The organism is Psychromonas arctica (assembly GCF_036697365.1).
GTDB classification, from domain to species: domain Bacteria; phylum Pseudomonadota; class Gammaproteobacteria; order Enterobacterales; family Psychromonadaceae; genus Psychromonas; species Psychromonas arctica_A.
The window spans coordinates 120822-146919 of sequence record NZ_JBAHZA010000003.1 but is presented as its reverse complement, the minus strand read 5'-3'; the positions used below and the strand labels follow the sequence as shown (position 1 = coordinate 146919).

Genomic DNA, 26098 nt, shown 5'->3' with positions numbered 1-26098 from the left:
GATAGGGGGTTACGGCAATTTAAACGCCTTTTACTCGCTTCTCAATGGCATCCATTAATTTACCGCTAATATTAGTACCATAAGCGTTATCAATCTCTTGGATACAAGTTGGACTTGTCACATTAATTTCAGTGACTTTATCGCCGATAACATCTAAACCAACAAAGATTAACCCTTTTTCTTTTAATTTAGGACCGATCGTATTTGCAATATGCCAGTCTGATTCAGATAACGGTTGTGCAACACCTCGACCACCAGCAGCTAAATTACCACGTGTTTCACCTTTTGCTGGAATACGTGCTAATGAGTAAGGCATCGGCTCACCATCAACGATCAGAATGCGCTTATCACCTTCTTTAATTTCAGGAATAAATGCTTGAGCCATACAGTAACGTTGTTGATGTTCAGTTAGGGTTTCAATGATCACACCTACATTGCTATCATTTTCTTTAATACGGAAAATAGATGCGCCGCCCATGCCGTCTAATGGTTTCAAAATAACGTCTTTGTGTTTAGCATGGAATTCACGAATTTTTTCAGCACTACGTGTCACTAAAGTAATTGGAGTGAATTCGCTAAACCAAGCAGTGAACAGCTTTTCATTTGCATCACGAAGGCTTTGTGGTTTATTAACAATTAAACAACCCTCATCTTCAGCACGTTCTAATAGGTAAGTAGCATAGATATATTCTGTATCAAAGGGCGGATCTTTACGCATTAATACTGCGTCTAAATCAGATAATGGATGCGTTACTGATTCTTCTAATTGATAAAAATCACCTTCTTTACGTTGCACAGTTAACTTTTTACTAGTTGCAAAACAACGACCATTTTCTAAGTGCAAGTCTTTCATTTCTAAATAGTATAATTCCCAACCACGAGATTGAGCTTCTAATAACATCGCAAAACTTGAGTCTTTTTTAATATTAACGTCAGCGATGGGATCCATCACGATACCAATTTTAATGGTCATATAATTTCCTATTGATAATAAATTAAGCTAAATCGCCAAAGCGACACTGTAATGCTGTAATGGCAGTTAATGCCGCTGTTTCTGTGCGTAAAACGCGTGGTCCTAATAATGTTTCTGTAAATGCTAAGGTTTCAGTCAGGGTAATTTCTTCATCGCTAAATCCACCCTCTGGTCCAATAAGTAAACGCACATGCTGGATATCATCGGGTAAAGTATTCATTGAATATTTAGCACGTGGGTGCAGTGTTAATTTACAGCAATCCACAGCCTCTTCGCTCCATTCTGTTAAGGAGATAACAGGATGAATAGTAGGGACGATATTTCTACCTGATTGTTCACAAGCTGCAATGGCGATTTTTTGCCACTGTTGCTGTTTTTTAGCCATGCGTTCAGCATTTAATTTAACACCACAACGTTCACTGATTAATGGTGTTATTTCGTTAACGCCTAACTCTACTGCTTTTTGTACCACAAATTCCATTCTGTCACCACGTGAGATAACTTGTCCTAAGTGTAAATACAGTGGGCTTTCATTATCAGTTGCTTGGAATGTATTTATGTGAGCTTTACAACTACGTTTTTGTACCTCAGAAAGGTGTGCTGAAAACTGCCCGCCTTGACCGTTAAATAAAGTAATTTGATCGTCTGGGTTAAGACGTAAAACACGAATATGTTGAGCTGCATCATCAGAGAGAGTGATGGTGCTGTTTTCTGCTAACGGTTGTGGTTCATAAAAACGAGGGTTACGCATAATCAGTCTTTTGTGTTGTAAATATTAACTAGTATAGCGCGAAAACTTTCTATGTCGCTATCGATGAAAGGTCAATTATTCCTATTCAATACAAGCTTTTAGTTTATTCGTTGATTTTTAGCACAATCAACTTTGAGTGCTTGCTTTTTATCTACTTTCCTTAATACCAATTGATGGCAAGATATGGGATACTTTTCTCTTTTATTTTCTGTGTAAAGTCTGGGAACTTGATATGTCTAACTCTAAGTTAAAAAGTATTACCACTGATCCAAAACGTGGCGTTTATTTCATTGGGACCACACCTCCAAAAAAAGATACTGATTTAGAGCTGGTTTCTGGCATTGCTGATAAGTTACTTGGCCGTTTAGATGAGATCGAATACGATGGTTTAATCGTATATGATATTCAGGATGAGACGTCCCGTACCGATAAACCGCGTCCATTTCCTTTTAAATATACTCATGATTCACGTTTATATTCAAAGTTATTGCACGATAAGGTAAATAAACCTGTGATCACTTACAAGAGTGTATCGCAACGAGATGCCGCTGACTTCTCTGCATGGTTATCGGATGCTTGGCATCAATTTTCTGTACGTGATTTAGTGTTAGTGGGTTCGCCATCTTCAGAAGGGGATATTAAATTATCTTTGAATGATGCTTACAAAACACTTGCTGATCACCCTCAAGACTTTTACTTAGGTGGAGTAACTATTGCAGAGCGCCATGTAGCAAAAGGCAATGAACATATTCGTTTGCGTAATAAGCAAGAGCAAGGTTGTGAGTATTTTATTACACAAGCGGTATACAACGCGCAAGCCACTATTGATTTATTAACGCGTTATGCGAGTGAATGTAAGCAGCAGGGCGTTCAACCCAAACGTGTTATTTTGACTTTTTCTCCTTGTGGTAGCGCTAAAACGTTAGAGTTTATCGAATGGTTAGGTATCTCTGTACCTGAAGCGACATCACTGCGCATTCTTGAGTCGGATAATCCACTAAAAGAGTCGTTACAAATTAGCCGTAATAATTTTGAGCAAATATTGCAGGCAGTATTACCTTTTAATATCCCGCTTGGTTTAAACATAGAAAGTTTAACTAATCGCAAAGAAGAGATAGATGCTGCTATATTACTATTCAAACTTCTTAAAGCCACGTTGGATCTAAAACTGGCTGAATCTCAACTATAGGTCGAGTACACCATGAGCTTGTCGAAGGAAGCACAAACGGAATTGACACGGGTAGCCGTGTTTGCAGGACAAATTTTACATCAACATGGCGCAGAAAGCCGCTTAATTGAACAAACCACACAGCGTATTGGTTTAGCATTAGGTGCCGATAATATAGAGTTATCAGTGAGCCCTGATGCGATTGTTATTACTAGTTTATCAGACGGCCATTGTGTGACGACGACAAGACGCTGCTTTGACCGTGGTATCAATATGCAAATGGTTTGTGAAGTACAACGTATTTGTGTCATGGCTGAAAAGCAGTTGTTAGATGTGAAAGATGTAAAAAAACGTTTAAAGCGTTTAATTCCGTTTAAACATAATCGCTGGCTGGTGGTGTTAATGATTGGTTTTTCATGTGCTAGCTTTAGCCACTTTTTCGGCGGTGACCGTGCCGCTTACTGGGTTACTTTTGTCGCCGCTGCTGTGGCTATGATCCTCCGTCAAGAGCTAGCTCATAGACATCACAACCCCTTTGTTAACTTTGCCGCTGCAGCCTTTGCGGCAACCACCATTACCAGTTTTGGTGTGATTTTTGAAGCAGGTGAGAACCCTCAAATTGCAATGGCTGCCAGCGTTTTACTTTTGGTGCCCGGTTTTCCATTAATTAACTCCGTGTCGGATATGCTTAAAGGCCATATAAATATGGGCATAGCCCGTTGGGTATTTGCGACACTCTTAGCTATTAGTGTATCGATTGGTATTGTTGCTTCGATGACGCTAGTGGGTGTGTCAGGGTGGACTAGCTAATGATTGAATTACTTTATCTATTATTAGAAGATGCATGGTTTGCTTGGATACCTGCAGTCGGTTTTGCAATGGTGTTTAATGTGCCGCGCCATATGTTAATTTACTGTGCTATCGGTGGTGCTTTAACCCATAGTTCACGCTTCTTATTAATGCAGTATGGCATGCCAATTGAGTGGGCGACCTTTATTGTTTCGGCTAATATGGGGTTTTTAGGTCTGTATTGGTCACGTAAACACCTGATTCCAAGGCCAGTATTTACTGTTGCTTCAGTGATTCCAATGATTCCAGGCAGCTATGCCTTTACGGCAATGATTGCTTTGGTGGAAATCAATACCACGGGATACAGTTTAGAGTTAATGCAATTGGTGATGGAGAATGGCTTACGTACCTTATTTATCTTAACTGCGTTAAGTTTTGGGTTGGCATTACCGTCTATTCTTATCTATCGCGGACGACCTATTGTTTAATCTAAGCCTGCCTATAGATTAGGCTAGATTGGTGTTAATAATACTGTACACTGTCGGCAAAATGCGTGGTCGGTAAATAATGTTCCCGTACATATGCGTAACAGATTAAGTATTAATAAAGAATAAAATTACAAAGGTTAAATATGTCAGATAAGTTCTTCTTCAAAGGTAAAAAAGAGAAAAAGCCAAAACATTCAAGTTATGGTTTTAATACAAAACGTGCTGTAAAAGCGGGAACTGAAGAGTTACCTTTGCAGGTTGTAGTAAATAGTGAAGCTCGCAGTGAAGAGATTCAAGCTTTAGCTGAACAACATGAGTTAGTTGTGGCGGTAACTGTAGATGCAGAACAAGCAGAAAATACGACAGAATTAGATGTATTAATTAATAAACCTGTGACTACGCGTTTTGAGAAAAAACCTGCACGTAATGAACCGTGTATTTGTGGTAGTGGTAAAAAATATAAAAAGTGCTGTGGTGCATAACCATAACGCATTAACACTCAACTTAAATAAAAAAACGAGCTCCTAGAAGCTCGTTTTTTGTTTTTACAATTAGTTATTAAAGAGCCTTAACCTTGCTCTAATAAACGTCTTAAGTCGATTAGTGCTGCATTTGCTCGTGAAACATAGTTAGCCATTACTAATGAATGGTTCGCTAGAAAGCCAAAGCCACTACCGTTTAGCACCATTGGGCTCCATACTGCTTGTTGAGTACCTTCTAAGTCACGGATAATCTGTTTTAAACTGACGGCTGCATTTTTCTTTTCTAGTACATCTGCAAAATCAACTTGCACTGCTTTTAGGAAATGTAAAATAGCCCAAGTTGAACCGCGACTTTCATAAAATACATTATCAATTTTAAACCAGCTAGTTTGTATTTTTAATTGGTCAGAGGTTCTTGTTGATTGCTTCGCTGTGGTATCGCCTGCTAGGTTCGTATCAAAAATATCATTACCAACGCTTGCGCTTAAGTTTTGTGATATAGAGCCTAAGCGTTTTTCTATTTCACGTAACCAATCACCTAGGTTGTCGGCGCGAGTATAAAACTGTGCTTCAGTTTCATCCTCAGCACTTAAACGACTACGGTAGCGTTTAAAAGCTTTAATCGCTCCTTTATATTCATTCTCTGCACTCGGTAATACCCAGCTTTTATAAGAGATATTGACTTTGTTTTGTGCTGTCTCGAGATCTTTATCACCTGTTGATTGAGATTGTGAACGGCTAAAGTCTAATCGCATTACTAATGCTAAATCACGAACTTGCTCTAATACACCATATTCAAAGGCTGGCATATTATCCATCAACAAACCGGGAGGCGTTACGTCATTTGATAGTAATCCACCAGGCTTATTCACTAACCATTCAGTCATATCAATTAGGGTAGTGACGGTAGCGTAACCAGGCACCATTTCAACATTTTCTTCTTGCGCTGCTTCTTGAACTCGTGATTTCACGTTATAAGACGATGGCATCCAGCCCCACCAAATTGACAGTATCCAGGAGACAAATATAACGATGATTAAAAAGGGGATTGCAATTTTCTTTAGCGAAGTAAGCATTATGGGCTTCCTATTTCAGTGTTGACTATATTATGACTGTAGCATAATCAGGCTAAGAATTATCCTTTGCAGAAATTATTAACCTCAATACTGATTAAGAAAAGCGAGTTAACACAGTTATTTACATAGATGACTGTAAAAATGATTGAGTCGTCATCAGTTATTGCTTAAATAACTAACCTTAAACTAGGAATCACTGTCAGTATTGTCCAGTAAATACTCTAACTATTTAATTTTAGATAACGTTTCGCTTTCGTATATCAGAAGTTAGGCTAATTAATAGATGAATTCTAAAACTTAATTGTTAAACTTACACCATACAGATTATTTATATATTCACTTTACATTTGGGCTCCACATGAAAATTTCAATGATAGTAGCAATGGCTGAAGATCGCGTAATTGGTCTAGACAACGATATGCCTTGGCATTTGCCTGCGGATTTACAACACTTTAAAAAAACTACCTTAGGCAAGCCTGTCATCATGGGCAGGAAAACCTATGACTCAATTGGTAGAGCTTTACCTGGGCGTTTAAATATTGTGGTATCAAGAGATAAAGATTTAGCTATTGAAGGTGTTACTTGTGTAACTACTGTAGAGCAAGCGATTGCCGCCGCCGAAGGCGTTGATGAAGTGATGATTATTGGTGGTGCAACCATTTACGAGCACTTTTTAGCATCTGCTAATCGTTTATATTTGACTTTAATTGATTTAAAAACTCAAGGTGATACTTATTTTCCTAACTATCAAGCTCAGGGGGAATGGAAAAAGGTCAGTAGTGAACATTATAGTGCTGACGAAAAAAATGGGTATAACTTAGAGTTTGTCACTTTAGATAGAATTTAAGGTAAGCACAAATAAGCTTACTTTAAATAGGTTTAGCTAAATAGCCTTTCTGGGCTTAACCGTAAGCAGGGCAAGATAGAGAGAACATTTTTTTATCTTGCCAACGTATCATAGATAAACTGTTTCCCCATACACACCCCGTGTCTAGTGGATAAATATCTGGTTGTTGAGTTTTACCTAATAAAGCGGCCCAGTGACCAAATAGAATCGGTCTTTTGTGATCACGCGGAGTAATGTCAAACCAAGGTTTTAATTGATTGTCTTGCACTTCACTAGGCGAGCGCTTGTTTTTAAACTCTAACTCACCATCAATAGTACAGTAGCGCATACGAGTAAATACATTGACAATAAAGCGCATTCTCTCGATACCTTGCAGTGCATCGTTCCAACGTGTTGGATGATTGCCGTACATATCTCTCAACATGGTTTTATAATTATCGCCGTGTAATTGCGCTTCTACTTCTTTGGCTAATTTTTTAGCTTTTTTAATGGTCCAAGCAGGTAATACACCAGCATGGACCATGATAAATTTATGCTCAGGGTGTTGCAGTAAAAGTGGTTGCATTCTTAGCCAAGTGAGTAATTCTTGGCTATCATTTGCAGTTGCGATTTCTGCGGTTTTATCTTTTTCTTTAAACGGGTGAATACCTAGTGAAGTCGCTAACAGGTGTAAATCGTGATTCCCAAGAATGACTTTCGCACCTATTTTTTTTATGTAACGTAGTGTTTCCAGTGATTTAGGACCTCTCGCCACTAAATCACCCGTTACCCATAGCTCATCTTGTTGAGTATCAAATTCTGCTAAGTCAAGTAACTGGCGTAATTCTTCGTAACAGCCTTGAATATCACCAACTATATAGGTTGCCATAAGTAATTAATCTTGTTCGCGATCAAAAACGTAGTTAGCAACTCGAACATACTCTTCAACTGAGATATTTTCTGCGCGACTACCAATATTGATATCTAAGCTAGTTAGTTCTTCAGCAGTTAATATTTCACGCCAGCCATTTCGCACTGTCTTACGACGTTGGTTAAAGGCCATTGAGCATACTTGGTTTAATACTTTGATACTTTTAGCAATAAATGGTGGTGTGTCGTAAGGCTCTAAACGTACTACTGCAGAGTCTACTTTTGGCGCAGGTTTAAACGCTGTTGGTGGAACTTCTAGTACTGGAATAACATTACAGTAGTATTGTGCCATAACACTCAGACGTCCATACGCTTTACAATCAGGACCTGCACATAAACGATTTACAACTTCTTTTTGTAGCATGAAGTGCATATCAGAGATTCTGTCTGCAAATTCAAATAAGTGGAACATGAGTGGTGTAGATATATTGTAAGGTAAGTTACCAAATACACGTAGTTGCTTGTTACCTTGTGCTAATTGACCAAAATCGAAACGCATTGCGTCGGCTTGGGTAATCTTCAATTTATCACGTAGGGTTGGATGCTCTTCTAAACGAGCCGCTAAATCACGGTCTAATTCGACTACGTTTAAGCAATTTACTTTGCGAGCTACGGGCTCTGTTAAAGCACCTAAACCAGGGCCAATCTCTACAATATTGTCTTCTGCCTGTGGTGCGATAGCCGCAACAATCGAATCGATGATGTAATCATCATGTAAGAAGTTTTGTCCAAAACGTTTACGGGCAGTATGGCCTAGGTGGGTTTTATCATTCATTTTTTAGTTAACCTTGTTGATGTTACTTTGGACCATGGTAATTGCTTCATTGACGGCGCATATTAAACTACCAGAGTCCGCTTTTCCTGTTCCTGCTAAATCTAATGCAGTGCCGTGATCAACCGAGGTGCGGATGAAAGGCAGGCCTAGTGTAATGTTTACTGATTGGCCAAAGCCTTTGTATTTAAGTACTGGTAGACCTTGGTCATGGTACATGGCTAATACGGCATCAGCATTTTGTAAGTATTTTTCTTGAAAGAGGGTATCGGCTGGAAGTGGCCCCACTAAATTAATGCCCTTTGCTCTAATATTATCTAAAGCGGGTTCAATAACTTCAATCTCTTCTCTTCCCATATGTCCACCTTCACCAGCGTGAGGGTTTAATCCACAGACATAGATAGTAGGGGTTTGTATTGCGTATTTGTTCTTTAACTCTGCGTTTAAGATGCTGATAATATTATCGAGCAATGGTTCGGTAATAGCTGCTGGCACCGCTGATAAAGGCAGGTGAGTGGTTGCAAGTGCAACGCGTAAGCCAGTTGTAGCTAACATCATGACAACTAAATCCACATCCGCTTGTTCAGCAAAAAACTCGGTATGACCACTAAATGCGACACCTGCATCATTAATAATGCCTTTATGCACTGGCGCAGTGACTACCGCAGCAAATTCACCACTTAAACATCCTTGACTGGCAAAGCGTAAAGTATCTAATACGTAGGCGCCATTAGCCACATCTAACTGACCCGCAACGACATCAGCAGGCGCTGCTATATGTGCCACAGTTAGTTGACCAATGTTAGGTGTTACTTGTTGACCATCACCTTGGTATTCAATAAAGCTAATCTGTTTGTTAAGTAATTCTGCACGTGACTTTAATACATTTAAATCAGCACAAATTACTAATTCTACAGGCCATATTTGGTCCGCAAGTTGTAGAATTAAATCAGGTCCAATACCGCTAGGTTCACCAGCGGTAACTACGATACGAGGTAACATATTTACTCCTCGATAATGTATTCAGGATTGGTGATTTTAATATAAGCCTCTTGGCGCAATTCATTTAACCAGGCGTAAGCCTCAGCAGGGAAGCGTTGTCTGTAAATTAAGTTATAGGCTTTTTGTTTGGTAGCACTTTCAGTGGTGTCAGACTCTCGCTTATCTAACACTTGCAGAATATGCCAGCCATGTGTAGTTTGAAAAGGTTGGCTAATTTCACCTATCTCTTGAGTTTGTGCAATATCTCGGAACTCAGGTACATAAACATTTGGATCAGCCCAACCTAAATCACCACCTCTTACAGCTGAGCTTGGGTCTTGTGAATATTGTTTCGCTAATTCTTCAAAGGTTTTTGTTCCATCTAAGATTTGCTGGCGTAATTTTGCTAATAAAGCTTGGGTTTTTTCTTCGCTTAAAATAATGCTTGGTTTAATTAAAATATGACGTGACTTAACCTCTTCAGTCATAATATTTTGGCCACCTTTTTTATCCAATACTTTGATGATATGAACACCTAATCTTGTATGGAAAGGACCTACTACTTCACCTTTGGTGTTAGTTTCTGAAAGTTGTTCAGCAAAAAGGCTCGGTATATCGTCTAACTTTCTCCAACCCCAATCACCGCCATCTCCAGCTTTTGGACCTTCTGAGTTAGCCACTGCAAGTGTTTGAATGTTTGCTCCATTTTTTATTTGTTCTGCTAATTTTTCTGCTTTTTTATCAGTTGTTAGTTTTTCTTCAGGTGATGCATCTTCAGCTACTTTTAATAATATATGTGCGAAACGCAATTCTGTTTTTTCTTCGCCAGCTTGTTTAATACGGTTAATTACTTGTTCTACTTCTTGATCGGAAATGCTAATGCGGCGACGTACTTGTATTTGGCGCACTTCATTAATAGTTAATTCGTCACGAATATTACCTACAAATGCTTTGTAATTGATGCCTGAAGACGCAAGTTCTTCACGTAAACCAGAAACTGTTGTACCACGATTTTTTGCTATTTCTGCAATGGTTTGATCAACTTGAGAATCATTGATGCGCAGACCAATGCGCTCTGCAATTTGAAGTTGTAGGCGATCACTGATTAATTTATCCAATACTTGTTTATCTAAGTTTTTGGGATCAGGTAGGCTTTGTCCACTCTCCTGGTAACGTTTTGTTAAATCACGTTTCATGCTAATCATATCGCTGGTGAGTATTAACTCATTATTAACCACGGCTTCGATCTTATCGACTTCTATTTCTGCTGCATTCGCGAATGGCGATAATGTGCTTACTACAATAAGAGCACTTAAAATTCGTTTTGATAAATTCATTTTCTACCTATTACTTTAAATAAAATGGACGGCCATAGTCGAATAGACCATCATCAGCACCAGAAGTGCCAACGCCACCTAAACCTTTTAATTCTAATGTTAAACTAACACTTCTTTCTGTTTCAATATCATCATCGTAACTGTTCTCGTCACCATAATAAGAAAGTAAATGTTGATCATACGTTAAACCAATTGCCCAGCAACATGACTGATATTTAACACCGATAATACTTTCAAAACTATTGTCATAGTCGACATTGTAGTAATAACTCGCAAATGTTGACCATTGAGTGTTTAGAGACCAGTTTACTTTTGTCCCCACTTGATTAACGATTTCATCCCAGTCTGCATCTTGGTCATCTTTGTAATAACGGTAACTTAGTTGCATATAGTTGTCGCCAACCCAGCGTTTTTCGAAAGTAGTATTAGCTCGTCGGATAAAGTTTTGATCACTATTCCACTCGATACCAGCATGGTAAAAGTAGTCATTTTCAAAGTTAACATCTAGCTCTGCTACTATCGATGATTTATTTAGTTCAGTATCATCATCGTCGTCATCGTCACTTGGTAACACGGTGCGTGATTGTGAAAAGTAGTAGTTTTGGCCCACTGCAAAGCGTAATTTCTCTTTACCTTGTGCGTTTAAGAAGCTTGTTGAAACACCAAAAGTAAGTTGATCTGCTTCTGCAATACGGTCATATCCTGAATAACGGTTATCACGGAACAGACCGTAGTAATCTTGTTGAAGAGTGGTCGTATCGTATAAACCAATACCAGATTGATCTTGGTAAGGCACATATAAGTACTGAAGTTGAGGTACTAATGTCTGGCGGTAATCATCGCCAAACCAAGTTAAGTCACGCTCTAAGTTAATACCTGAGTTAATTTTGAAAGAAGGCAGGTTACGCACTTCATTTTCTTCTAAATCGTCATACCAGTCATACTTGGTTGCGTTATCTAAATCTTGTTCGTAGTAACTCAACATATATTTCAGTTCAGTGTTAACAAACATTGAATCATAGTATAAAGGTAAAGATATTTTAGGCTCTACATGTACACGCGTACCTGTGTATACGTCATCGTCATCATGAGTAAATCGGGTAACTTCAGAATACAAATCAAACTGTAAGCTTTTCCAGTTCAGTGGTTTGTGCGCATTGAAAGCAAGTTTAGGTAACACAATATGTGAAGAATCATCGTCATCATCACTTTCTAGTACTTGGAAATTTCTTACTTCTAATTCACTATTCCAGTTGTTTTCTGTGTAACTTAATTGCGCGGTTTGTAATAATTGGTTATCACTACGTGTACCGTAATCAGTACTGATATCACTGAAGTAATATTCATCACTAACTTTGTTGTAGTCAGCCTCAAAGCCCCAGTTTTGTCCAAAGTCAACGGAGTGATCAAGATGCACTAAATAACGGTCACCAATGTCATTACCATCGTCATCTTTACGAATACGGTCATCGGAGAGGTATTCAAGCTGAGCAGTCCCTGAACCAATCCCAAACAGGTAACGATATTCAGCGGCGACTAACATGCCACGATTTTGCATATAAGTAGGAGTGATTGTTGCATCTTGATTAGGTGCAATATTGATATATATAGGCTGCTTGTAGGTTAACCCATTAACCGACGAGTATTCATAAGTAGGGAATAAAATACCTGTTTTACGCGTATCAGATAATGGGTAACTGATATAAGGGAAATAGAAAACCGGCACATCTTTAATTCTTAGTACGGCGTTCCAAGCGGTGCCCATATCTTCTTCTTGGTCGATATATAACGTTGAGGCATCTAAGCTCCAGGTAATATCGTTAGGTGGACAAGCAGTGTAATTTGATGACTTTAGTTCGTAAAAGCCTTTGCCGTTATCATGTACCTCATCTGCACTACCGCGGCCGCCTTGGCCATGGAATTGGAATTCTGTTTGGAATATTGAAGACTCATCGGTTTTAAAGTTGGTATCAATCTGGTCAGCTAATAAAGTTACCTGCCCATCCACGTAGCGAGCATTACCTATCGCATTAGCCTGAGCTGTGTTGCGATTATAAACTAATTTATCTGTATTCAGACTTTTGTCACCTTGAACTAGGTTCACATCGCCTTGATAGATAATTTCACCATCGAGTCCTTTAAGTGAATCTGCATCAACACTTACAGGAATTTGAGTACTGTCTAAGTTGCTAGTACGTGTTGTAATACGAGGAACCTGCTGATAACACTGTTGGAAAAAAAGCTCTTGCTCATTAAGCTCAGGGTTTTCTGAACTTTCTGAGCCATTATCTGTATTATTTACATGGTCTTTTAACTCACTATTATCAACTTCCTGTGCTATTGCACTTGCAATGGGGGAGATTATAAACAATAAAGGTAGTAGTTTTAGCATGGATAACTCACAACAAGTGCTTAGAAGAATAATAATAAACGCTAAGCAGAAACAATAATATGGCGTATATAATAGAGTAAACTGATGCTTGCTCCAATCTTTGATTGATTAATACGTGTGTATTTTTGTTATTTAGTACAAATAATTGGCAAATCGTTTCAGAGTTAGTCAAAATAATAAACAGATTGAATTTTTTCTTAATTTATAGGTAATTATTAGTTATGCGCATATGGGGCAAATTATTAGGTGGTCTTTTTGGATTTATGTTCGGACATTTCTTAGGTCTGATCTTAGGTGTGTGGTTGGGCCATCGTTTTGATGTTGCTGTGGGACGTAACTTTAATATGCAAGATGGTATTTTAGGCGGTCGTGGAAATAGCGCAGAAAAACAAAAGCTATTCTTTGTTACTGCTTTTTCAGTAATGGGACATGTTGCAAAATCTAAAGGTCAGGTTACACAAACGGATATCCAAGTAGCAAACGCTTACATGGATCAAATGAACTTGCATGGTGAAGCCCGTACCCAAGCACAAACTGCGTTTACTGAAGGTAAAAGCGCTGATTTTGCTTTAGTGGATAGATTACAAGAGTTTAAACGTGGTCTGCATGGTGAGCGTAACGTATTACAAATGTTTTTGGCAATCCAAGTACAAGTTGCATGTTCTGATGGTGAAATTGACCAAAATGAACAAGCAATTTTATACACTATTGCTGAAACGTTAGGCTTTTCTCGTTTTGAATTAGATAGATTAATTCAAATGATTCAAGGTCAACAACATTTCCATCGTGGTAGCCAAGGTGGGCAACAATACAATAAGGCTGAATCAGAAGCTGATGCGTATAAGGTCTTAGGCGTAGAAAGCAGTGCTACAGATAAAGAAGTGAAGCGAGCTTACCGTAAATTGATGAGTCAAAATCATCCCGATAAATTGGCGTCAAAAGGTCTACCTGAAGAGATGATGGAGCTTGCTAAAGAAAAGGCACAGGATATTCAAAAAGCTTATGAAGTCCTACGTACTAGCCGCGGTTTCAAATAACAGTGTGTTTAAATAAACGTGGTTTTAAATAAATAATGTACTCGGTAATTAAGCGTTATAGCTTACAATTGGTCTTCACTTTTAGTTTACTGATTGGTTTGCAATTACCGAGTTTTTTACATCAATATGAAACACGTTTACAAGGACATTTTACTGAAGCTCAAGCTCAGCTTGCTAAATTTCAGTCATTAGCAGATTTGTACTTTGAAGGTAATTTAACCGCACTTATTCAACAGCACCTCAATAGTAATGAAAATGTGTTTCGAGATGAGGCCAAAGTCATTTCTGCTAATTATCAACGGGTAAAAACATTACAAATACAAATTGATCAACTGCAACAACCTTTATGGCATCGATTGTTGAACTTAATACAACACGTCAATTCACCGATTGTTAAGCAAACCTGGCAAAACTATCAAGCAAATATTGTACTGAATCAACAGGCTATAGTTGTTGGGGTGAGTGTTGCAATTATATTAATGGTTATTCTAGAAATAATGTTAGGCCTGTTTAAATACGCTATTTCATATGTTTTTCGTCGCTTTAACGTCACACTTAACTAATTACTCATACAGGCTTCTGGGTTAAAGTTTATCAATAAATTTTTCTTGATAAACAATTTGTCTTTCACTGTTTATCACTAACAGTATTACCTAATCAATAAGCTAACTCTCTGATTTTATATTATTTTTGGCTTCAGTTAACCAGAACAGAAATGATTTATTATCAAGCTTCTCTAAATAGTTATTGCTTATGGCATTTTAGTTTTGCATCTATTGCGTGGCTTCTCTATTATTAGCACTTTATTATTTCTAATAGACTTTTAAATCGGAGCTTAAATCATGTCTACTTTCTCTCTTGCATTTGGTACTGCTACTAAAAACCGCGATCAAAAAATTATCGAAGCGTTTTTCCCAAATCCTATTTTAAACCCAAATGAAGATTTAGTGGCAACGATTGCTGCTATCGTTGGTTACCAAGGTGGCAACCAAGTTATCGAAATTGATCGTTCTCTAACAGAACAATTAGCAGCTGCCTTCAATGGCGAAAATGATTCAGATAATGCTGACTTTGCTGTGGCGGCTGCAAAGTCAAAACAGACTTTAGTATTAGTTATTTTAGCAACAGACGAAGCGCCACAAAGCGTTGCAGAAGGTTACTTAAAATTACAACTTATTTCACATCGTTTAGTTAAACCACATGGTGTTGTATTAGATGGTATCTTTGGTCTACTTCATAACATCGCTTGGACTAATAAAGGCGCTATCGATCTTCCTGAACTAAAAGATCGTCAAATTGAAGCTCGACTAAAAGGTAAAACTATCATTGTAGATTGCGTAGATAAATTCCCTAAAATGGTTGATTACGTAGTACCTGCAGGCGTTCGTATTGCAGATACATCACGTGTACGTTTAGGTGCGCACGTTGGTGAAGGTACAACGGTAATGCACGAAGGTTTCATTAACTTCAACGCAGGCACTTCGGGTGTTAGCATGGTAGAAGGCCGTATCTCTGCTGGCGTAATGGTTGGTGAAGGTAGTGACATCGGTGGTGGTGCTTCAATCATGGGTACTTTATCTGGCGGTGGTAAAATGGTTGTTGCGATTGGTGAAAATAGCTTATTAGGCGCAAATGCTGGTTTAGGCTTCCCAATGGGTAACCGTTGTACAATTGAATCAGGTCTTTACGTAACAGCAGGATCTAAAGTTAAAATGTTAGATAATGAAGGTAATGATGCTGGTTTTGTTAAAGCACGTGACCTAGCGAATAAAGATGATTTATTGTTCCGTCGTAACTCGATCACAGGTCAAATCGAGTGCTTGGCTAACAAGAGTGCCGTTGAACTAAACAGCATGCTGCATTCAAACTAAATAAATATTATTTAGTGCTAGGGCTATCTTCGGGTAGCCTTTTTTATAACTGAAGAAATAATTACTATTATTCCAATCACAATAAATAGATTAATCTATTTTGTTTGTTAAAACGCTCCATTTTCTCGTATTAATCTCCTCCGTAATCTTCTGATTTTATTTTGAGATGCATTTGCTTAGTATTTTTAACTTAGCCTATATATAGTACAAAAGAGGTAGTTTGGTTTATTTGTGCCTATACTCATCTTTGTACTGATGAAGTAGAGTGTCAAATGGAAAATAAGAAGAGGAAATTTAATGGATAAGACTCACTATAATGCATCACTTACGCTGAAGTTATATGCACTTGCCGCTATTTTATTTGGTAGCTATGGCGGTAAAGTTTGCCCTTTCTTAGCCACATTAACCTTTACCGAAGTATTTGTTCATGTTGCACTGATGTTTACCAGCCTTTTTTTAGTACGCCACTTTTTATTAGCAGATCACTATTTAAATAAAAGTAACCAGCAAATTAAATTAGACACTTGGTGTTTTTTCATTGCCAGTATTCCTTTAACGCTTGTTTACAATATTTTTTATGACTTTGGTTTAGATAGTAATGCCAAAGTCTTATTTGGAATGGCCTTATTTGGTTTTTTCACTGGTTGTATTTTGCAACTCTCTGCCAAATTAGCTCATATGAATGAGATGCAAGAAAAGGGAGATTTCAGCTATCAATTATTAGGCAACCGAACTTCGATAGTTAACCAAATGATTGCTTTAGTTGTATTTCTATTACTTATTTTAACTGGTGCGTTAACTATGGTTGCCGTGAAAGATATCTTCTGGCTAAAGCATAATCCCGAGTTAGTGGCAGATGGCAGTGGACAAATTAGTGTCATTAAAGAGTTACTATTTATTGCTGCTATTGTCACTGGGTATGCGATAGCTGTAATGCGTTTATGGGCTAAAGTCATTAGACAGGTTTTATTAAGTCAAGAAAGTGCATTATCCAACGTTAAACAGGGGAAACTTGATACACGTTTACCTGTATTTGGTTTTGACGAGTTTGGTTCCACAGCTTCTCTCACTAACTCGATGTTAGATAGTTTACAGTTTGCTCAAAATGAAGTGCAAACAACTCGTGATGTTGCCATTGTCAGCTTATCAGCCTTAGCTGAATCACGCGATAATGAAACAGGTGCGCATATTTTACGCACGCAAGAGTACGTAAAAGTATTGGCTAAAAATTTAAGTTTAACTGAAAAATACAGGGAATTATTAACACCTAATTATATTGATTTATTATATAAATCTGCTCCTTTACATGATGTTGGTAAGGTTGGTATACCGGATAAAATTTTACTCAAACCAGGTAAATTAACAGATGAGGAATTTGTGATCATGAAAGGACATGCGCAAATTGGTGCTGATGCATTATCTATTGCAGAGAAACAATTAGGAAGTAGCTCCTTTTTAGAGATCGCAAAAGAGATAGCCCTAACGCATCATGAAAAATGGGATGGCTCAGGTTATCCTAACCAGCTTAAAGGTGAAAATATTCCTCTATCAGGTCGATTAATGGCTTTAGCTGATGTGTATGATGCATTAATTTGTAAGCGAGTATACAAGCCTGCTTTTTCCCATGATAAAGCAAAGGGCATTATTTTAGAGGGGCAGGGTACACATTTCGATCCAGCTGTTATTGCGGCTTTTTTAGCGGTAGAAGACCAATTTATAGAAATTGCTGCACAGTTCCAAGATAGTAGTGACCAGTTAGCTGCTTAAAAAAAAGACCTATCAGTTTTACTGACAGGTCTTTCTTATAACTAAGATTGAACAAACTAAATTTAATCGATCTTATAATTACTTTACATACTGCTTATTTACACGGCGTGATATACCACAAAGTAAAGTATAGCCAATGGTATCAGCACATTGTGCAATCTCATTAACTGGAATGTTATCTCCCCAAAACTCTACTTCATAACCAATACAATCTTGGTCTTCAAACATAGACAGATCAATCATGATCATATCCATTGCCACTCGCCCCAATAATTGGCTTTTTTGGCCATTTACTAAAACCGGTGTACCAGTGCCAGCATGTCTCGGGTAGCCATCTGCATAACCAATAGATACTGTACCAATCTTACTCGGCTTGTCTGCTTCCCAAAGAGCATTGTAACCAACGCATTCACCTGCTTCGATAATACGTTCAGAAATAACTTTTGCTTTAAATGTCATTGCTGGTGCTAATGATTTCGCCATTTCAGGGGTATCAATAGGAGAAGAGCCGTATAGCATGATGCCTGGACGAACCCATTGAACTCTGTCTGGCATCGCTTTGCTTAATACTGCTGATGAGTTTGCAATACTAATGTCGCCAGGTAAGTCTCCAACTGTTTCTAAAAATAATTCAGTTTGCTGTTGAGTACGTAATGAACTTAAATCATCAGCAGAAGAAAAGTGTGTCATATGCGTAAGGCTATTTACCTGTGCCACCTTTTCAAGCTGTTGCCATGCATTTGCGTACTGCTTAGGTAAAAAACCTAAACGATGCATACCAGTATCCATTTTTAACCATACATTAATCGGTTTTTGAACGTTACTTTGCTTAATTGCATCTATTTGATATTGGCTGTGTACAACACACCATAAGTTATACTCACTGATGTAAGTTAATTCATCAGCAGTAAAAAAGCCTTCTAATAATAAGATAGGCTGTTCAATACCAGCATCGCGTAACTCTTTTGCCTCTTCGATGCACGCCACTGCAAAAGCATCGGCGACATCACTTAATTCATTGGCTACTTGGATTGCACCATGCCCATAAGCATTTGCTTTAATCGTTGCAATTGCTTTAGCGGGCGTGGCTAATGATTTAGCATATAAATAATTTTGTTTAATTGCACTTAATTTAATAACTGCCGTTGCAGGTCTAGCCATTTTGAATCCTATTTCGCGTAACGGTCAACTGATAAACCAGCATCATCAATTTCTGGTTGCTTATCATTCATCACATCGCTAACAAATTTTGCTGAGCCTAAGGACATGGTCCAACCTAATGTGCCGTGACCAGTATTGAGGAATAAGTTATCGATGTTAGTTTTACCTAGAATAGGTGTGCCGTCAGGCGTCATTGGGCGTAAACCAGTCCAAAACTCTGCCTTCGCTAAGTCAGCTGCATGTGGGAATAGATCTGCGATAGAAAATTCAATATTTTTGCGACGTTTTTCTAATAACGCCATATTGTAAGAACTAATTTCAGCTGTACCACCTACTCGAATTCGGTCACCTAAACGAGTGATCGCTACTTTATAGGTTTCATCCATTACTGTCGATTCAGGGGCAGCAGAAAAATCTTCGATAGGTAGAGTAAGTGAATAACCTTTAATTGGGTAAACAGGTACTTTAATGCCTACGTTAGCTAACATGTGAGTTGAATATGAACCTAGCGCCATTAGGTAACTGTCTGCAGTGAGTTCGCCTTTATCAGTCGATACACTAACAATTTCACCACCTTGTTTATTAAGCTTTTGGATGTTGGTGTCCATCATAAATTTAACACCCATACGCTCACAATCTTTCGATAGCTCAGTTACAAATTGGTGACAGTCACCAGTTTCATCATTCGGTAAATGTAGACCGCCAACAATTTTATTAATTGTGTGCTTAAGAGCTGGTTCATAACCTAAGCAATCATCAGCACTTAAAACTGTATGGTCAACACCACACTCAGTTAGAACTTGAATATCTTTTTTAGCGCTTTGTACTTGGCTATCTGTACGGAATACTTGTAAAGTACCTTGAGTTCTATGATCATACTCGATATTAATTTCACGACGAATATCGCGTAAGCAGTCTCGGCTGTATTCAGCAACACGCATCATTCTAGACTTATTGATGTGGTAATCAGACGTATTACAGTTGGCAACCATTTTAGTCATCCAAAGCATCGTTTCTGTATCGAGATCTTTAAAGTTAATTTTTAAAGGAGCTAGTTCTTGTATTAACCACTTCATTGCTTTGATTGGAATGCCTGGTGCAGCCCAAGGTGCTGAATATCCAGGTGAAATTTGTCCTGCGTTAGCAAAACTAGTTTCGTTAGCAACTGTAGATTGTCTATCAACGACAGTTACATCATGGCCGGACTTAGCTAAGTACCATGCACTTGTTACGCCTATTACACCAGAACCTAAAATTAAAACTTTCATTATTATTCCAAAAATAATCATCCATTAGAAATCTCATAGTAATGGCTATTGATCATTATTAATGTTTGTATTTACATTTCTTTCAGAATAAAACACTAAAAATAACATTAAATTTAGCGTTTTAATCTTAATAGACTTATATTTTTAATGGGTATTAGATATTCACTTTGAAATATGCATAATAATTGTTCTGTCACAGAAATCTTGAAAAGGGGAATAGGAAGTGATTTTAAGCTTACTTTTCTTTCTTAAAAAAAATCCAATACGTTACTGTATTGGATTTTATAATCTACGAGTTTAATGTGGATACTTTATAACTAAATTAACCAATTATAAAAATTATTCACTATCAGCATCTATTTGGTCTTTTGTTTTATCTTCTTCTTTAGGCAAATATTTATAAATATAAACACCACTAATCAATGTAAAGACAATGGTTGCGCCTAATAGGCCAAATACCTTGAAGTTAACCCAGACATCTTCCGCCATATAAAAAGCCACATAAATATTTAATAAACCCAATATAAAAAAGAATACAGCCCACGCGAAATTTAAATTCTTCCAAACGTTTTCAGGTAGAGTAATTTCTTTACCCAACATTTGTTTAATGATTGGTTTTTTAAATATATATTGACTCGCGAGTAGAGCAATAGCAAAGAGCGCATAAACCGCGGTTACTTTCCATTTAATAAAAAGATCATCGTGAAGAATTAACGTTAATGAGCCAAAGATTAGCACCATTAAAAAAGTGATCACGTGCATTTTTTCTACTTTACCGTGTTTAAAGTAGTTATAAGCTAGCAACAAACCCGTAGTAATAATTAACGAGCCAGTCGCAGCATAGATATCAACCATTTTATAAACAATAAAAAAGATAATTAAAGGTATAAATTCAAAAAATTGTTTCATGTCACTCTCTTTATGTCGCTATTATTTTAATGTTGCAGCTTTCATTGCGCTGATAAATTCAGTCATTTCTGACTGCATCTTATCTGGATCACCTAGATTACGCTCAATTACTTTAACCACAGCAGAACCAGAAATAGCACCAGCTGCACCTGATTTGATAGCGTCTGCAACCTGCTCAGGTTGGGAAATACCAAAACCCAATAGCGAAGGTGGTGCATTATGCTCGCCTAGAGTTTCAAGCATATGTTCAATAGGCATTCCAGCTTTAGCATCTGCGCCAGTAACTCCGGCACGGCTGAGTAGATAAGTATAGCCTTGTCCATATTCAGCGACTTGTTTTAAGGTTGCTTTGTCGCCATTAGGTGGAGCAATAAAGATTTGTTGTAAACCAGCTTTATCTGCCGCGGCACGGTATGCTGCACTTTCATGTAAAGGCACATCAGCTATCAAAATAGAGTCAACGCCAGCGGCTTTACACTCTTCGTAGAAGGATTCAATGCCATTACGATATACAAGGTTAACATACAATAATAACCCAATAGGTGTTTCAGGGTGTCTTGCTCGAATCTCTTTAATGATATCAAAGCATACTTGCGGTGTTGTACCAGAATTTAGTGCTCGAATTGAAGCATCTTGAATCACCACGCCATCGGCAACGGGATCAGAGAACGGAATACCTAACTCAAGCGCATCGGCGCCTGCTTTAACCAAAGTATCAATAATATTCAAAGACTGTTCGCGATCAGGGTCACCAACTGTCACAAATGGAACAAAGGCACCTTGGTTCGCTTTTTCTAGTTTTTCAAATAATTTTGCGTATCGTTGTGATTGTAGAGCATGTGCCATTAGATCATACCTCTCTCTTCAAATATGTCTGCGACGGTAAAGATATCTTTATCACCACGTCCTGATAAATTTACGATAATGACTTGCTCTTTATCATCTTGTTCAATAATTTTTAATGCGTGTGCTAAGGCATGTGATGATTCCAAAGCAGGGATAATACCTTCTTGCTCGGCTAATGCTTTGAATGCAAGTAGTGCTTCATCATCGGTTGCATTAACATATTCTGCTCGGCCTATTTTTGCTAAATGAGCATGTTGTGGCCCCACTGATGGGAAATCTAAACCAGCAGAAATTGAGTAAGACTCTTGAATTTGACCATGGTTATCTTGCATCATTAGTGATTTCATACCAAAGAAAATACCGTCTGTACCACAAGCAATCGGACAACCATGTTCGCCTGTTTCTACTCCATGACCACCAGGTTCTACACCAATTAATTGGACATTTTCATCTTCAATAAAGTCAGCGAAAATACCAATAGCATTTGAACCACCACCCACACAGGCGATCACTTTATCAGGCAAGATGCCTTCTTTGCGTAAACATTGCTTCTTAGCTTCTTCACCAATAATTTTTTGGTATTCACGCACAATAGTAGGGAAAGGATGCGGTCCTGCAGCTGTACCTAATAGATAATGAGCAGTTTCGTAGCTACCAGCCCAATCTCGAAGTGCTTCATTACATGCGTCTTTTAATGTTGAAGAGCCAGAGGTAACTGGAATCACTTCTGCACCCATTAGGCGCATTCTAAACATGTTAGGTTTTTGACGTTCGCAGTCTACTGCTCCCATGTAAACTCGACATTTTAAACCAAGTAATGCACAAGCTAAGGCCGTTGCCACACCATGTTGGCCAGCGCCTGTTTCAGCAATAATTTCTGTTTTACCCATGCGCTTTGCTAATAAAGCTTGACCTAATACTTGGTTAGTTTTGTGCGCTCCACCGTGTAATAAATCTTCACGCTTTAGGTATAATTTGGTTTTTTTACCTTTGGTTAGATTACGGCATAAAGTTAGCGGAGTAGGGCGACCAGCATATTCTGTTAGTAACTCTTTAAACTCTTCTTGAAATGATTCATCTTGCTGCGCTTTTAAGAATTCAGCTTCGAGTTGTTTTAGTGCTGGGACTAATATTTGTGGCACATACATACCACCAAAGTCACCAAAATAAGCGTTTAATGTTTCCATTTTTATATTACCTTTTAATCGGTTTAATGTTGTCTAATACCAACATTATTTATCGCGTCATGTATCGACGAATTTCAGAGAAGCTGCGGTTCAATTTTTCAGCGTCTTTTTTACCTGGAGCAGATTCAACACCTGAATTAAAATCTAATCCGGCACATCCTATTAATGCAGCTTGTTGTGCATTATCAGGGTTTAGGCCGCCAGCGATGATAATGCTGTTTTTATCGCACTCTTGTTGATTAAGTAACGTCCAGTCAAAGCGTTGCCCAGTACCACCACTTTGTTCGCCAACGCGTGTATCTAAAATGTGTTTGCTCACATTGTATTTTTCAAACTCGGGTAAACTGTCAGTAATACCATGTGCTTTCCAAACCTCACAAGTGCTAGGTAAGACTGTAAGTAACTCTTTGATGTATTTAGGTGACTCATCACCATGTAGTTGTACTGCAGTTAATCCTAGGTTTTTAGCAGTGTAAGCGACCAACTCAACTTCTTCATTTTGGAAAACTCCGACATAAGCAAGTGGAGCACCCAACATGACTAATCGAGCTTGCTCTAATTCCACGTAGCGAGGTGATTTTTCAGCAAATATTAATCCGCCGTAAACCGCACCTGCTTTATGTACATCTGCAGCATCACGTGCATGTGTTAAACCACATACTTTGTTTTCACCTAAAATCAATTTACGACAAGCAAGGTCGATATTTGCCTGTGACATGATTGAACTACCGACTAAAAAACCATTTGCGTAAGCACTAAGGTCTTTTATTTGTTGATGGTTATATATGCCTGATTCAGAAATAACAATGCGGTCTTGTGGAATCTTAACTGCTAACTCTTTGGTACGGTTTAGATCAATACTCAGATCACGTAAGTCTCTATTATTAATACCAATTACTTTAGCACCTAAGGCAATAGCTCTTACTAATTCATGCTCATTGCTGACTTCAGTTAATACTCCCATGTTTAAGCTATGAGCCGTATCTCGATAAGCTTGGTAAGCATCATCATCTAATACTGATAGCATTAACAAAATTGCATCTGCTTGGTAGTATCTTGCTAAGTAGATTTGGTATGGGTCAACAATAAAGTCTTTACAGATAACCGGTTGAGACACCTGTGAGCGTACGGTATTTATATACTCAAAATCACCTTGGAAGTATTTTTCGTCGGTTAAAACTGAAATAGCAGAGGCATAGTTTTTGTAAGTACTGGCAATTAAATCTAAATCGAATTCTTCACGAATCAATCCTTTTGAAGGAGATGCCTTTTTACATTCTAGAATAAATACACTGTCGTCTTGGTCCAGCGCCTGGTAGAAATGGCGATCACTTTCTATTAGCTTGTCTTTAATGCTAATCAAAGGTTGTTGTTGTTTACGTTGTTCAACCCAGATTAATTTGTCATCAACAATCTTGCCTAAAATTGTATCTTGTAAACTTTGGTCATTAAGCATTACTTTGCTCCGCAAGTTGTTTTAATAGTGTTAAAGGTTGACCTGATTTCATACTGTTAAGGGCCATTTTAGCGCCTTCTTTAAAGTTTTCTGCTTTACCGTTTAAAACGAGTAATGCCGATACATTAATTGCGACAGCAGATTGCTGTGCTTCAGTACCTTTACCTTGTAAAATTTGTTCAATAATTTGCTTGTTCTCTTCTGGAGTACCACCGAAAATACTTTCAACAGGGTGGTGTTCAACACCAAAGTTTTCTGGGGTAAGCGTGTATTCAGTTATTTCACCATTGTGTAATTCTGCTACCTGAGTGGCTCCATGTAACGCCACTTCATCTAAACCACTGCCGTAAACCACCATTACACGTTTCATACCTAATTGTTGGTGCACTTGCGCAATCGGTTTAAGTAGTTCTGGCGCGTACACACCCATTAATTCAAATTCAGGTCGGGCTGGATTAATCAGAGGCCCTAGTACATTGAAGATAGAACGAGTTTTTAATGCGCCACGCACTGGAGCAGCAAAGCGCATACCTGCATGGTAGCTTGGTGCAAAAATAAAGCATACATTCAAGTCATCTAAACATTGTCGTGCTGTTTCTGGTGACATGTCTAAATTAACACCAAATGCAGCCAATAAATCCGATGAACCAGACTTACTAGAAACACTACGGCTTCCATGTTTACATACTTTCACACCACAAGCTGCTGCAACAAATGCACTCGCTGTTGAAATATTGATAGTACCTAGGCCATCACCACCGGTGCCAACAATATCGGTAAACGGATAATCTGGACGAGGAAAAGCCTTCGCTTGTGCCAATAATGCTTTCGCAGCACCAGTTACTTCTTCAGGCGTTTCCCCTTTCATTTTAAGCGCAGTTAATGCAGAAGAAAGTACTATTGGGTCAATTTCACCTAAGACTACTTGTTCAAAGAATGCTTGGCTTTCTGATTCAGAGAGAGATTGCCCTTGATATAGCAGCTCTAACGTTGGGTATACATTATATTCACTCATTTAATGATTCTCCGATTCAGTCAATAAATTAAGGCTATTTTCTAGTAATTGTGCGCCTTCACAGGTCAAAATAGACTCTGGATGGAATTGAAAACCGATCACCTTATCTTGTGCTTGATAGATTGCCATACACATGCCGTTATAATCTGCCACAGTTTGTAATGCACTTGGTACTTGAGTGCCTACTAACGAGTGGTAACGTGCTACGGATAACGGTAAAGATAAACCTGCAAACATTTTGTCAGCGCAATGGTTAATCAATGATGACTTACCATGTTGAATTTCATCAGCTTGTCCAACAATACCACCATATTGTTCGATTAAAGCTTGGTGCCCTAAACATATCCCTAATATAGGCACTTGTCCTTTACATAGGGAGATTAAGTCAATCATACAACCTGCAGCACTCGGGGTGCCTGGGCCTGGTGATAATACTAATACTACTTCACCTTCACAGGCATCAATATGCGCTTTAATTTGCGCTGCACTTTGGCTATTACGGTAGATTTTCACCGGGTAACCTGATGATTTAAATTGGTCTACTAGGTTGTAAGTAAACGAATCAAAGTTATCAAGAAAGAATAAGGTTGCTTTATTAGTTACAGTAGAAGTCATG

The 26098-nt window shown here is 38.1% G+C and carries 25 protein-coding genes; 9 read left to right on the top strand and 16 right to left on the bottom strand.

From position 1 onward, the window contains the following. Window positions 1–19: 19 nt before the first annotated feature. Window positions 20–973: a glutathione synthase gene (gene gshB, locus V5290_RS04745; protein ID WP_333382408.1), complete on the bottom strand. Its 954-nt coding sequence runs from the start codon at window positions 971–973 to the stop codon at window positions 20–22. 22 nt (window positions 974–995) lie between these two features. Beyond that, complete coding sequence (rsmE, locus tag V5290_RS04740; protein WP_333382406.1) at window positions 996–1724, bottom strand: 16S rRNA (uracil(1498)-N(3))-methyltransferase; 729 nt, start codon at window positions 1722–1724, stop codon at window positions 996–998. A 232-nt stretch (window positions 1725–1956) separates the two neighbouring features. Here rsmE and V5290_RS04735 point away from each other — a divergent pair, with 232 nt between their 5' ends. From V5290_RS04735 to V5290_RS04720, 4 genes are all read left to right on the top strand, one after another. Next, complete coding sequence (locus tag V5290_RS04735) at window positions 1957–2913, top strand: hypothetical protein (RefSeq protein ID WP_333382404.1); 957 nt, start codon at window positions 1957–1959, stop codon at window positions 2911–2913. 12 nt (window positions 2914–2925) lie between these two features. Then, entirely contained in the window at window positions 2926–3702 is a 777-nt protein-coding gene (locus tag V5290_RS04730) for a threonine/serine exporter family protein (protein WP_333382402.1), read from the top strand. Further along, on the top strand, window positions 3702–4169 hold the full coding sequence (locus V5290_RS04725; protein WP_333382400.1) for a threonine/serine exporter family protein: 468 nt from the start codon (window positions 3702–3704) through the stop codon (window positions 4167–4169). Before V5290_RS04730 ends, V5290_RS04725 begins: the two co-directional genes overlap by 1 nt. Window positions 4170–4312: 143 nt before the next feature. Next, entirely contained in the window at window positions 4313–4651 is a 339-nt protein-coding gene (locus tag V5290_RS04720) for a PBPRA1643 family SWIM/SEC-C metal-binding motif protein (RefSeq protein ID WP_333382398.1), read from the top strand. A gap of 86 nt (window positions 4652–4737) precedes the next feature. Here the strand turns inward: V5290_RS04720 and V5290_RS04715 are convergent, their stop codons facing one another. After that, window positions 4738–5727 (bottom strand): DUF2333 family protein, encoded by a 990-nt coding sequence (locus tag V5290_RS04715; RefSeq protein WP_333382397.1) that lies wholly within the window; start codon window positions 5725–5727, stop codon window positions 4738–4740. A 358-nt stretch (window positions 5728–6085) separates the two neighbouring features. Between V5290_RS04715 and folA the strand changes: the two genes are divergently transcribed. Continuing rightward, window positions 6086–6574 (top strand): type 3 dihydrofolate reductase, encoded by a 489-nt coding sequence (gene folA / locus V5290_RS04710; RefSeq protein ID WP_333382395.1) that lies wholly within the window; start codon window positions 6086–6088, stop codon window positions 6572–6574. Between the two features lie 55 nt (window positions 6575–6629). On the opposite strand, the gene V5290_RS04705 is transcribed toward folA, so the two are convergent. Genes V5290_RS04705 through lptD form a run of 5 tightly spaced genes read right to left on the bottom strand, consistent with a single transcriptional unit; the run spans window position 6630 to window position 12965 of the window. Beyond that, entirely contained in the window at window positions 6630–7442 is an 813-nt protein-coding gene (locus tag V5290_RS04705) for a symmetrical bis(5'-nucleosyl)-tetraphosphatase (protein ID WP_333382393.1), read from the bottom strand. A 6-nt stretch (window positions 7443–7448) separates the two neighbouring features. Further along, window positions 7449–8258, bottom strand: a complete 810-nt coding sequence (gene rsmA, locus V5290_RS04700; RefSeq protein WP_333382392.1) for a 16S rRNA (adenine(1518)-N(6)/adenine(1519)-N(6))-dimethyltransferase RsmA — start codon at window positions 8256–8258, stop codon at window positions 7449–7451. Window positions 8259–8261: 3 nt separating this feature from the next. Further along, window positions 8262–9257: a 4-hydroxythreonine-4-phosphate dehydrogenase PdxA gene (gene pdxA, locus V5290_RS04695; protein ID WP_333382390.1), complete on the bottom strand. Its 996-nt coding sequence runs from the start codon at window positions 9255–9257 to the stop codon at window positions 8262–8264. A 2-nt stretch (window positions 9258–9259) separates the two neighbouring features. Next, window positions 9260–10573, bottom strand: coding sequence for a peptidylprolyl isomerase SurA (surA, locus tag V5290_RS04690; protein ID WP_333382387.1), 1314 nt, complete (start codon window positions 10571–10573; stop codon window positions 9260–9262). Window positions 10574–10583: 10 nt separating this feature from the next. Further along, the gene (lptD, locus tag V5290_RS04685; protein WP_333382385.1) at window positions 10584–12965 is read right to left on the bottom strand and encodes an LPS assembly protein LptD; all 2382 of its coding nucleotides are present in this window, start codon (window positions 12963–12965) and stop codon (window positions 10584–10586) included. A gap of 221 nt (window positions 12966–13186) precedes the next feature. On the opposite strand from lptD, the gene djlA reads away from it, so the two are divergent. From djlA to V5290_RS04665, 4 genes are all read left to right on the top strand, one after another. Continuing rightward, entirely contained in the window at window positions 13187–14002 is an 816-nt protein-coding gene (gene djlA, locus V5290_RS04680; RefSeq protein WP_333382383.1) for a co-chaperone DjlA, read from the top strand. A gap of 35 nt (window positions 14003–14037) precedes the next feature. After that, on the top strand, window positions 14038–14565 hold the full coding sequence (locus tag V5290_RS04675; protein WP_333382382.1) for a DUF2937 family protein: 528 nt from the start codon (window positions 14038–14040) through the stop codon (window positions 14563–14565). Between the two features lie 279 nt (window positions 14566–14844). Then, window positions 14845–15873: a 2,3,4,5-tetrahydropyridine-2,6-dicarboxylate N-succinyltransferase gene (gene dapD, locus V5290_RS04670; protein ID WP_333382380.1), complete on the top strand. Its 1029-nt coding sequence runs from the start codon at window positions 14845–14847 to the stop codon at window positions 15871–15873. Window positions 15874–16170: 297 nt separating this feature from the next. Then, complete coding sequence (locus V5290_RS04665; RefSeq protein ID WP_333382378.1) at window positions 16171–17640, top strand: HD-GYP domain-containing protein; 1470 nt, start codon at window positions 16171–16173, stop codon at window positions 17638–17640. Between the two features lie 78 nt (window positions 17641–17718). Here V5290_RS04665 and alr read toward each other — a convergent pair whose 3' ends face one another. The 8 genes from alr to V5290_RS04625 form a co-directional block, all read right to left on the bottom strand. Continuing rightward, a complete protein-coding gene (gene alr, locus V5290_RS04660; RefSeq protein WP_333382376.1) occupies window positions 17719–18801 on the bottom strand; it encodes an alanine racemase in 1083 nt (360 codons plus the stop codon). Window positions 18802–18809: 8 nt separating this feature from the next. After that, complete coding sequence (locus V5290_RS04655; RefSeq protein ID WP_333382374.1) at window positions 18810–20069, bottom strand: D-amino acid dehydrogenase; 1260 nt, start codon at window positions 20067–20069, stop codon at window positions 18810–18812. 339 nt (window positions 20070–20408) lie between these two features. Continuing rightward, window positions 20409–20978: a septation protein A gene (locus V5290_RS04650; RefSeq protein WP_333382372.1), complete on the bottom strand. Its 570-nt coding sequence runs from the start codon at window positions 20976–20978 to the stop codon at window positions 20409–20411. A gap of 21 nt (window positions 20979–20999) precedes the next feature. Continuing rightward, window positions 21000–21824 (bottom strand): tryptophan synthase subunit alpha, encoded by an 825-nt coding sequence (trpA, locus tag V5290_RS04645; protein ID WP_333382370.1) that lies wholly within the window; start codon window positions 21822–21824, stop codon window positions 21000–21002. Next, on the bottom strand, window positions 21824–23011 hold the full coding sequence (trpB, locus tag V5290_RS04640) for a tryptophan synthase subunit beta (RefSeq protein ID WP_333382368.1): 1188 nt from the start codon (window positions 23009–23011) through the stop codon (window positions 21824–21826). The genes trpA and trpB overlap by 1 nt, the downstream gene beginning before the upstream one ends. Before the next feature lie 49 nt (window positions 23012–23060). Further along, window positions 23061–24467, bottom strand: a complete 1407-nt coding sequence (gene trpCF / locus V5290_RS04635) for a bifunctional indole-3-glycerol-phosphate synthase TrpC/phosphoribosylanthranilate isomerase TrpF (RefSeq protein ID WP_333382366.1) — start codon at window positions 24465–24467, stop codon at window positions 23061–23063. Beyond that, the gene (gene trpD / locus V5290_RS04630) at window positions 24460–25482 is read right to left on the bottom strand and encodes an anthranilate phosphoribosyltransferase (protein WP_333382365.1); all 1023 of its coding nucleotides are present in this window, start codon (window positions 25480–25482) and stop codon (window positions 24460–24462) included. The genes trpCF and trpD overlap by 8 nt, the downstream gene beginning before the upstream one ends. Beyond that, window positions 25483–26097, bottom strand: coding sequence for an aminodeoxychorismate/anthranilate synthase component II (locus V5290_RS04625; RefSeq protein WP_333382363.1), 615 nt, complete (start codon window positions 26095–26097; stop codon window positions 25483–25485). Window position 26098 lies beyond the last annotated feature (1 nt).

Excerpts from the sequence above, each read along its gene's own strand:
- trpCF (WP_333382366.1), bottom strand. The coding sequence starts at position 24,467 with ATGCTTAATGACCAAAGTTTACAAGATACAATTTTAGGCAAGATTGTT.
- surA (WP_333382387.1), bottom strand. The coding sequence starts at position 10,573 with ATGAATTTATCAAAACGAATTTTAAGTGCTCTTATTGTAGTAAGCACA.
- V5290_RS04715 (WP_333382397.1), bottom strand. The coding sequence starts at position 5,727 with ATGCTTACTTCGCTAAAGAAAATTGCAATCCCCTTTTTAATCATCGTT.
- V5290_RS04735 (WP_333382404.1), top strand. The coding sequence starts at position 1,957 with ATGTCTAACTCTAAGTTAAAAAGTATTACCACTGATCCAAAACGTGGC.
- V5290_RS04665 (WP_333382378.1), top strand. The coding sequence starts at position 16,171 with ATGGATAAGACTCACTATAATGCATCACTTACGCTGAAGTTATATGCA.
- V5290_RS04705 (WP_333382393.1), bottom strand. The coding sequence starts at position 7,442 with ATGGCAACCTATATAGTTGGTGATATTCAAGGCTGTTACGAAGAATTA.
- gshB (WP_333382408.1), bottom strand. The coding sequence starts at position 973 with ATGACCATTAAAATTGGTATCGTGATGGATCCCATCGCTGACGTTAAT.
- lptD (WP_333382385.1), bottom strand. The coding sequence starts at position 12,965 with ATGCTAAAACTACTACCTTTATTGTTTATAATCTCCCCCATTGCAAGT.
- folA (WP_333382395.1), top strand. The coding sequence starts at position 6,086 with ATGAAAATTTCAATGATAGTAGCAATGGCTGAAGATCGCGTAATTGGT.
- V5290_RS04730 (WP_333382402.1), top strand. The coding sequence starts at position 2,926 with ATGAGCTTGTCGAAGGAAGCACAAACGGAATTGACACGGGTAGCCGTG.
- V5290_RS04675 (WP_333382382.1), top strand. The coding sequence starts at position 14,038 with ATGTACTCGGTAATTAAGCGTTATAGCTTACAATTGGTCTTCACTTTT.
- trpB (WP_333382368.1), bottom strand. The coding sequence starts at position 23,011 with ATGGAAACATTAAACGCTTATTTTGGTGACTTTGGTGGTATGTATGTG.
- alr (WP_333382376.1), bottom strand. The coding sequence starts at position 18,801 with ATGGCTAGACCTGCAACGGCAGTTATTAAATTAAGTGCAATTAAACAA.
- V5290_RS04720 (WP_333382398.1), top strand. The coding sequence starts at position 4,313 with ATGTCAGATAAGTTCTTCTTCAAAGGTAAAAAAGAGAAAAAGCCAAAA.
- pdxA (WP_333382390.1), bottom strand. The coding sequence starts at position 9,257 with ATGTTACCTCGTATCGTAGTTACCGCTGGTGAACCTAGCGGTATTGGA.
- dapD (WP_333382380.1), top strand. The coding sequence starts at position 14,845 with ATGTCTACTTTCTCTCTTGCATTTGGTACTGCTACTAAAAACCGCGAT.
- V5290_RS04725 (WP_333382400.1), top strand. The coding sequence starts at position 3,702 with ATGATTGAATTACTTTATCTATTATTAGAAGATGCATGGTTTGCTTGG.
- trpD (WP_333382365.1), bottom strand. The coding sequence starts at position 25,482 with ATGAGTGAATATAATGTATACCCAACGTTAGAGCTGCTATATCAAGGG.
- trpA (WP_333382370.1), bottom strand. The coding sequence starts at position 21,824 with ATGGCACATGCTCTACAATCACAACGATACGCAAAATTATTTGAAAAA.
- V5290_RS04650 (WP_333382372.1), bottom strand. The coding sequence starts at position 20,978 with ATGAAACAATTTTTTGAATTTATACCTTTAATTATCTTTTTTATTGTT.
- rsmE (WP_333382406.1), bottom strand. The coding sequence starts at position 1,724 with ATGCGTAACCCTCGTTTTTATGAACCACAACCGTTAGCAGAAAACAGC.
- djlA (WP_333382383.1), top strand. The coding sequence starts at position 13,187 with ATGCGCATATGGGGCAAATTATTAGGTGGTCTTTTTGGATTTATGTTC.
- V5290_RS04625 (WP_333382363.1), bottom strand. The coding sequence starts at position 26,097 with ATGACTTCTACTGTAACTAATAAAGCAACCTTATTCTTTCTTGATAAC.
- rsmA (WP_333382392.1), bottom strand. The coding sequence starts at position 8,258 with ATGAATGATAAAACCCACCTAGGCCATACTGCCCGTAAACGTTTTGGA.
- V5290_RS04655 (WP_333382374.1), bottom strand. The coding sequence starts at position 20,069 with ATGAAAGTTTTAATTTTAGGTTCTGGTGTAATAGGCGTAACAAGTGCA.